Origin of the sequence: Teichococcus deserti, assembly GCF_001982615.1 — a bacterium.
Lineage (GTDB): Bacteria > Pseudomonadota > Alphaproteobacteria > Acetobacterales > Acetobacteraceae > Pseudoroseomonas > Pseudoroseomonas deserti.
Window position 1 is genome coordinate 1 of record NZ_MLCO01000100.1, and the last position, 3,519, is coordinate 3,519.

Here is a 3,519-nt window from a genome sequence, read left to right on the forward strand (position 1 = left end):
GGCCTGGGCCCGGACCCGGCCCGGGCCCAGGCCCCCAGCCGGGACGCGGCGGCCCGCTGCCCCAGCCCGGCGGCGGCGGGCCGCCCCAGCCTGGACCAGGGCCGGGCGGCGGCGGCGGCGGGGCATAGGCCCAGCGGTCGCGCTCCACGTACCAGGGCTGGCCGCGGTAATAGGAATCCCAGTAGTGGCCGAGGCTGAAGACCACGATCGGCAGCCCGACCGAGGGGCCGATCCCGGGCAGCGGCAAGGGCGCCTGGGCGGGATACTGGCTCATCGCCAGGAAGCCGCCGCGCAGCCAGCCGCGCTGCGGCCCGACCAGGATGTCGCACCAGGTGTAGCCCTGCAGGCAGCCGACCACTTCGACCGTCATGCCGCGCTCCAGCACGGCGACGGTGGGGTACTCGGCGGCCGGGCCGGCATGCAGGCGGATGCGGTCGATCACCAGCGCCGGCACCGCCTCGGCCGCGCCCGCCATCAGCGGCAGGCCCAGCAGGGCGGGCCAGAGACGAGGTGCAACAGATTTCCACGTCATCGGCGATCCTCCTCGGCAGGCGGCGCGGCTGTCATCGAGCCACGCTGCAGCCCGATCCCGGCCGGCCGGCGGCCGAAGGGTGGCGCAATTGCGGCCGCCGCCAGCGGCCCAGCGGCCGGAGGATGAACGCGCGAGGATTACCGGGAGATGCCGGACGGCACGCCGCCCGGCTTGCGCAGAATGAAAAAAGCCGCCCGGCGAGGGGGCGGCTTCGGACATCGGCAGGATCCCGTCGCGGGACCTCATGCGCCGGCCGGAGGAACTCCCCCGGCCCCGCATCGCGGCTGGCGCTTATTTGGGCGCCAGCACCATGATCATCTGGCGGTTTTCCAGACGCGGCATCTGCTCGACCTTGGCCAACTCGGCCAGCTCGGTGCGGATGCGCTCGAGAACCTTCACGCCCAGATCCTGGTGCGCCATCTCACGGCCGCGGAAGCGCAGGGTGACCTTCACCTTGTCGCCTTCCTCGATGAAGCCCTTGGCCGCCCGCATCTTCACGTCGTAATCGTGGTCATCAATGTTCGGGCGAACCTTGATTTCCTTGATCTCGACGATCTTCTGCTTCTTGCGGGCCTCGTTGGCCTTCTTCTGCTGCTCGTACTTGTACTTGCCGTAGTCGGTGATCTTGCAGACCGGCGGGACGGCGTTCGGGCTGATCTCGAGCAGATCCATGCCCAGCTCATAGGCGCGCAGCAGCGCTTCACGCGCGCTCATCACGCCGAGCATCTCGCCGTCCTGATCGATCAGGCGGACCTGCGGAACGCGGATATCCTCGTTGACGCGCGGGCCGTCGCGGGGCGGCAACTGATTCGGAATAGGGCCTCGGGCCAGAGTCGGCTCCTGTCGCTGTTGGAACGAAGTTCAACGGGTCTTATGGTGCAGCGGCCGGGCCGCTGCAACCTTTGCGCACCAAATGCTATGCGTCCGGTGACAGATCGGGTGGCGTGGCCTCCGCCGCAAGGGTGGCGACCGCCTCTTCCAAGGTCATCGTCACCTGCTCGCGGCCCGGCAGGCGGCGCAGCACCACGCGGCCCTCCTCGGCCTCGCGCTTGCCGATCACCGCCAGCACCGGGACGCGCTGGTCGATATGGTCGACCACCTTGCGGTTGATCTTCTCGTTGCGCAGGTCGAGCTCCACCGACAGCCCGGCCTTCTGCAGGGCGGCCGCCACCTCGCGGGCGAAGGGCGCGGCATCGTCGACGATGGTGGCGACGGCCACCTGGACAGGCGCCAGCCACAGCGGGAAACGCCCGGCATGCTGCTCGATCAGGATGCCGAGGAACCGCTCGAAGGACCCCAGGATGGCGCGGTGCAGCATGACCGGGCGGTGCCGGTTGCCGTCCTCGCCGACATAGACCGCGTCCAGCCGCTCCGGCAGCACGAAGTCGACCTGCAGCGTGCCGCACTGCCAGTCGCGGCCGATCGCGTCGCGCAGGACGAATTCCAGCTTCGGGCCGTAGAAGGCGCCCTCCCCCGGATTCAGCTCGTAGTCGACGCCGGCGATGCGGCAGGCTTCCTTCAGCGCGCCTTCCGACCGGTCCCAGGTCTCATCGGAACCGGCCCGCTTTTCCGGCCGGTCGGAGAACTTCACCCGGAAGCTCTCGAAGCCGAAATCCTTGTAGATGCGCGACAGCAGCGCCACGAACTCGACCGTCTCCGAGGCGATCTGCGCCTCGGTGCAGAAGATATGCGCGTCGTCCTGGGTGAAGGAGCGCACCCGCATGATGCCGTGCAGCGCGCCGGACGGCTCGTAGCGGTGGCACGCCCCGAACTCGGCCATCCGCATCGGCAGTTCGCGGTAGGAGCGCAGGCCATGGTTGAAGATCTGCACGTGGCAGGGGCAGTTCATCGGCTTCAGCGCCAGGATGCGGTCCTTCTCCGACTCGTCGTCGACGGTCGCGAGGAACATGTTCTCCCGGTACTTCTCCCAGTGGCCCGAGGCCTCCCACAGCCGGCGGTCGACCAGCTGCGGGGTCTTCACCTCCTGGTACTGCGTCGCATCCAGCCGGCGGCGCATGTAGTCCTGCACCTTGGTGTAGAGGCGCCAGCCCTTGGGGTGCCAGAAGATCGAGCCGACCGCCTCCTCCTGGAGGTGGAACAGCGCCATCTCCTTGCCGATCTTGCGGTGGTCGCGGCGCTCCGCCTCCTCCAGCTGGTGGAGATAGGCGTCGAGCTCCTTCTGGTCGCGCCACGCGGTCGCGTAGATGCGGCTCAGCATGGCGTTGCGGTGGTCGCCACGCCAATAGGCGCCGGCCACCTTCATCAGCTTGAAGGCCGAGCCGATGTCGCCCGTCGTCCGCATATGCGGCCCGCGGCACAGGTCCAGCCAGTCGCCCTGGCGGTAGATGCTGATCGGCACGTCGACCGGCAGGTCCCGGATCAGCTCGGCCTTGTAGCGCTCCCCCTTCGCCTCGAAGAACGAAATGGCCTGCTCGCGCGGCCACTCCTCGCGGACGAAGGCGGCGTTGCGACCGATGATCTCCTTCATCTTCTTCTCGATCGCCGGGAAATCCTCCGGCTTGAACGGCTCGTTCCGGGCGAAGTCGTAATAGAAGCCGTTCTCGATCGCCGGACCGATGGTCACCTGCGTGCCGGGGAACAGCTCCTGCACCGCCTCGGCCAGGACATGCGCGGAGTCATGCCGGATCAGCTCCAGCGCCTCCGGGTCCTTGCGGGTGATGAAGCGCACCGCCGCGTCACCCTCGATCCGGTGCGACAGGTCGCGCAGCTGCCCGTCCACCTGCATGGCCAGCGCCGCCTTGGCCAGCCCCGGACCGATGGAGGCCGCCACGGTAGTGCCCGTCACCGCCTCGTCGAAGACGCGGACGGACTGGTCGGGCAACGTGATCGCAGGCATCGGTCAGGAGTTTCCTGGCTTGAAAAAAGGGCGCCGGACCATGGGCGCGGTGCGGCGCTCCGTCAACGGAAGAAAGCAGGCCGGTTGAAGGTCGGGGGAATGAATTCCCCCGAACCCCCTTCTTTTTTCT

General features: G+C 68.5%; 3 protein-coding genes. All 3 read right to left on the reverse strand.

Annotation, left to right across the window (positions count from 1 at the left end):
• The coding region (locus tag BKE38_RS32005) for an SH3 domain-containing protein (protein ID WP_106409199.1) at nt 1-532 on the reverse strand (532 nt) is incomplete at its 3' end.
• A 291-nt stretch (nt 533-823) separates the two neighbouring features.
• Nucleotides 824-1,336, reverse strand: coding sequence for a translation initiation factor IF-3 (gene infC, locus BKE38_RS12290; RefSeq protein ID WP_106409200.1), 513 nt, complete (start codon nt 1,334-1,336; stop codon nt 824-826).
• A gap of 112 nt (nt 1,337-1,448) precedes the next feature.
• Nucleotides 1,449-3,389 (reverse strand): threonine--tRNA ligase, encoded by a 1,941-nt coding sequence (gene thrS / locus BKE38_RS12295; protein WP_076957608.1) that lies wholly within the window; start codon nt 3,387-3,389, stop codon nt 1,449-1,451.
• Between the last annotated feature and the right edge of the window lie 130 nt (nt 3,390-3,519).

Coding starts and splice junctions, on each gene's coding strand:
- thrS (WP_076957608.1), bottom strand. CDS start 3,389: ATGCCTGCGATCACGTTGCCCGACCAGTCCGTCCGCGTCTTCGACGAG.